This window comes from Streptomyces sp. NPDC023838, assembly GCF_040639555.1.
Classification (GTDB): Bacteria; Actinomycetota; Actinomycetes; order Streptomycetales; family Streptomycetaceae; genus Streptomyces.
Genome location: NZ_JBFAAD010000077.1, coordinates 1 through 4232 on the forward strand (window position 1 = coordinate 1; position 4232 = coordinate 4232).

A 4232-nucleotide genomic window follows, 5' to 3' on the forward strand; every position below is an offset into this window, starting at 1 on the left:
GGGGGTGGCGGGGGTGGTGGGGTTGGCCCGGCGCGCCTTGGCGGTGCCCCCCGCCGGGGGGGGGGGGGCCCGGGTTACCTTGCCGGCGGCGGGCAGCCGTGCTGCCCGCAGCGGAGCCCCGGCCCTGCCGGGCTGCGCCCCCGCCCCGCCCTGGTCCCGGCGGGCTGCCCCCCGCCCCGCCCTGGTCCCGGCGGGTGCGCTCGCGGCTGCGGGCCGTGGGTGGCTGGTCGCGCAGTTCCCCGCGCCCCTAAAAGCCGTGGCTGAGCCCACCACTCCGGCTGCGGCCCCCCAGGGGGCGCGGGGCTGTGACATGTGCGGCTCCGCCGCGTGGGCGCGAGCAGCCCCCCACCGGCCCGCAGACAAACCCCGGGCCAAAAGGGGGCGCGGGGCTGTGACATGTGCGGCTCCGCCGCGTGGGCGCGAGCAACCCAGCACGTTCCGCAGTCGAACGGCCTCCCAGGGGGCCCGGGGAACTGCGCGAGCGGCTCCGCAGGGTCCGCAGGTGAGCAGCGATCTCGGGCGTGCCCCGCGCAAGGTGCGGCGTGTCACACCAGGTGGCGGTTCCGGGCGGGGCGCGGGCGCCCCTATCGTCGGGGCATGTTCGCCGCCTATGCCGCACGCATCGACCGTGACCAGCCGCTGACCGGTCTGGAGTTGGGGGAGCGGCCCGCCCCCGAGGTACGTCCGGGCTGGTCCCTCATCGACGTCCGGGCGGCCTCGCTCAACCACCACGACCTGTGGTCGTTGCGCGGGGTCGGCCTCGGCGAGGAGAAGCTGCCGATGATCCTGGGCTGCGACGCGGCCGGGGTCGACCAGGACGGCAACGAGGTCGTCCTGCACTCCGTGATCGGCCAGACCGGCCACGGCGTGGGGCCCGGCGAGGGCCGCTCCATCCTCACCGAGAAGTACCAGGGCACCTTCGCCGAGCAGGTCGCCGTGCCGACCTGGAACGTGCTGCCCAAGCCCAAGGAGCTCAGCTTCGCGGAGGCCGCCTGTCTGCCGACCGCCTGGCTCACCGCGTACCGGATGCTCTTCACCAACGCCGGGGTGCGGCCCGGCGACTCCGTGCTCGTGCAGGGCGCGGGCGGCGGGGTCGCGACCGCCGCGATCGTCCTCGGCAAGGCGGCCGGGCTGCGGGTCTTCGCGACCAGCCGCGACGAGGCCAAGCGGAAGCGGGCGGTCGAGCTGGGCGCGCTGGAGGCGTACGAGCCGGGCGCGCGGCTGCCGCAGCGCGTGGACGCGGTGATCGAGACGGTCGGCGCGGCCACCTGGTCGCACTCGGTCAAGTCGCTCAAGCCCGGCGGCACGCTGGTCATCTCGGGCGCGACCAGCGGCGACCGGCCCGCGCACGCGGAGCTGACCCGGATCTTCTTCCTGGAGCTGAAGGTGGTCGGCTCGACCATGGGCACCAAGGAGGAGCTGGAGGACCTGCTGGCGTTCTGCGCGGCCACCGGCGTACGGCCGGTCATCGACGAGGTGCTGCCGCTCGACCGGGCGCGCGAGGGCTTCGAGAAGATCGAGTCGGGCGACGTCTTCGGGAAGATCGTGCTGACGACCTCTTGATGGTTCGTCAGAAAGCCTGATCTCATCTCCGGCATGCTCACCGACGACATGCCGGAGGTGTCTCATGCGTACCGACAAGTTCCTCGCGGCCGTGGGGTGTTGTGCGGTCCTCGCGACCGGCGCGGTGGCGCCCGCCGCCGACGCGCGGGAGGCGGGCGGCATCCCCGGCACCCCCGGCACCCCCGGCATCCCCCGGCTCACCGACGAGCAGGGGCGCACGCTCACGCTCCGCGGCTGGAACGTGGAGGACAAGACGCACCGGGGTGACCAGGCGCTCTCCGCGATCACCGAGCGGACCTTCCGCGACCTGCGGGCGCACGGCTTCGGCTTCGCCCGGCTGCTGGTCTTCTGGGACGACCTGGAGCCGGTGCGGGGCCGGTACAGCCAGGCGTACCTCGCGAAGATCGAACGGATCCTGGACTGGGCGCACCGCCATGACGTCCGGGTGCTCATCGACGCCCACCAGGACGTCTTCGGCCCGGCGTTCGGGCACCGGGGCATCCCCGCGTGGGCGACGCGGACGGACGGGCTGCCGTTCACCCCGCACCCGGACGACTGGTTCTCCGAGTACTACGAGCCCGCCGTGCAGCGCGCGTTCACGCATCTGTACGGCGACGAGGACCTGCGGCGGGCGCAGGCCTCGATGTGGCGGGTGCTGGCGCGGCGGTTCGTGCACCACCCGGCCGTCCTCGGGTACGACCTGATCAACGAGCCGATGGGCGAGTTCCGGGCGGGCGAGGACCCGGCGACGGCGGCGCGCCGGATCGAGGCCGAGCAGCTCACGCCGATGTACGACCGGCTGGCGCGGGCGGTGCGTTCGGCGGACCGGCGGCACTGGGTCTTCGTGGAGCCCACGCCGGCGGTGGGGGAGGGGGTGCCGACGGGCCTGGGAAAGATCAAGGACCCCCGGGTGGTGTACGCGCCGCACTTCTACAACACCGCGATGGAGGCGGGCGCGGACTACGACCCGTCGGCGGGGTGGATCGAGTCGTACGAGGCGGCGGTGACCGCGTATCCGAAGAAGTACCGGGTGCCGGTCGTGGTGGGCGAGTGGGGCCCGCTCAACAGCGAACTCCCGCACATGGCCCGCTTCTACGCGGACGCGCTGGCCTCGCTGGCGCGCTACACCTCCGGGTGGGCGGGCTATGTGTGGTGCTACGGGGGCGGCTACTGCGCGGCCGACGCGGCGGGCGCGCTGCGGGGCAACAAGGCGCTGACCGCGACGCCGTACGCGCGGGCGGTCGCGGGGCGGGTGCGATCGGAGTCGTACGACCCGTCCACGCGGACCTACCGCCTGGTGTACGTGGCGGGGCGGGGCACGACGGAGCTGTCGGTCCCGGGGGACGCGCGGGGGTGGCGGGTCCGGGTCGCGGGGCCCGCGTCGGTGCGGGGGCCGGCGGTGCGGGCGGTGGCGGGGGCGACGGTGACCGTGACGGTGGCGCCGCGCGTCTGAGGCCCCTTCTCCGCGTCAGCCCCTGTGGACGAGGATGAAGTCCCCGTACGGATGGGAGCCCGGGCGGCCGTCGGTCTCCGCGAGCGCCCGGCGCAGGGTGTGCAGGTGCGCGGCGGTGAGCTGGAGCGGCGGCTCGTCCGGCTGGTAGGTGGTGCCCCGGGGGTAGTCCTCGCCCGGGGCGGTGGTCATCTCGATGTGGCAGCCCAGGACGTGGGTGACGGGCCGGGTGGCGCAGAAGTCGACGAGCCGGCCGGCGGTCTCGGCGTACGCGGCGGCGTCGTCGACGTACAGCCGGCCCGGGTACAGCGAGTCACCGGTCAGCAGGGTCGCGGTGTGCCGGTCGTAGAAGATGACGGCGTCGGGGTGGTGGCCCGGGCCGGGGATGAGGTCGAGCACGCGGCCGCCGAGGTCGAGCTCGACGGCCTGATGCGGCCAGTCGGCGAACCCGAAGTGGCGGACCACGTCGTCGAGTCCGGGCGGGACGACGGTGGTGCGGGGGCGGTCCGCGAACTGCGCGTCGGCGGCGATGTGGTCGCCGTGGCCGTGGGTGTGGGCGACGAGCAGTCCGTACTCCGGGCGGGGGTTGCGGGTCAGCCACTCGTCGATCAGGGCGTCGACGGTTTCGCGGAGCGGGAAGTGGGCGGGGTCGGCGGTGGCGCCGGTGTCCAGGAGGAGGGCGCGCTCATTGCCGAAGAGGAGGAAGAGGAAGGGGGCCTCGAAGTGGACGGACTTGTTCTGCCGGAGTACGAGGGTGTGGTCGCTGTAGGGGTGGACCTGGATCTCGGGGGCCGGGTCGTGCTTGGGGGAGGGCCAGCCGGCGTGCCAGTGGGTGGGGAGGGTGAGGGTGTCGGGGGTGCGGAGGAAGTCGATCACGGGCTTAGTCTGCCCCCACCCGCCCCTTCCCTGAACCCTCCGGGGGTTGGGGTGGGTTCAGCTGGTTTTCCCGGGGCCGATGCCCCCGGACCCCTGAGCGCGGGCTACGCCCCCGGACCCCCTTTGCGGGGCCTGCGGCCCCTGCACCCCGCCCCGGGCTCCTCTTTGTCTGCGGGCCGGTGGCGGGCTGGTCGCGCAGTTCCCCGCGCCCCTGAACCCGCTGTCGTCTGCGGGCCGTGTTGGGTTGCTCGCGCAGTTCCCCGCGCCCCTAAAAGCGCCCCTCCGGGGCGCCCCGGGGATGCCGCGCAGCGGCATTCAAGGGGCGCGGGGGCACGCTCCCGGC

General features: G+C 74.4%; 3 protein-coding genes. 2 read left to right on the forward strand and 1 reads right to left on the reverse strand.

What is annotated here, in order from left to right; genetic code table 11:
- The first annotated feature begins 597 nt into the window (after positions 1 to 597).
- Together AB0G17_RS37240 and AB0G17_RS37245 are read left to right on the forward strand one after the other, a co-directional pair.
- Positions 598 to 1563, forward strand: a complete 966-nt coding sequence (locus AB0G17_RS37240; RefSeq protein WP_361392704.1) for a zinc-binding dehydrogenase — start codon at positions 598 to 600, stop codon at positions 1561 to 1563.
- Positions 1564 to 1627: 64 nt separating this feature from the next.
- Positions 1628 to 3016 (forward strand): cellulase family glycosylhydrolase, encoded by a 1389-nt coding sequence (locus AB0G17_RS37245; protein ID WP_361392706.1) that lies wholly within the window; start codon positions 1628 to 1630, stop codon positions 3014 to 3016.
- A gap of 15 nt (positions 3017 to 3031) precedes the next feature.
- Here AB0G17_RS37245 and AB0G17_RS37250 read toward each other — a convergent pair whose 3' ends face one another.
- Positions 3032 to 3889 (reverse strand): MBL fold metallo-hydrolase, encoded by an 858-nt coding sequence (locus AB0G17_RS37250; RefSeq protein WP_361392709.1) that lies wholly within the window; start codon positions 3887 to 3889, stop codon positions 3032 to 3034.
- Between the last annotated feature and the right edge of the window lie 343 nt (positions 3890 to 4232).

Coding starts and splice junctions, on each gene's coding strand:
- AB0G17_RS37240 (WP_361392704.1), top strand. CDS start 598: ATGTTCGCCGCCTATGCCGCACGCATCGACCGTGACCAGCCGCTGACC.
- AB0G17_RS37245 (WP_361392706.1), top strand. CDS start 1,628: ATGCGTACCGACAAGTTCCTCGCGGCCGTGGGGTGTTGTGCGGTCCTC.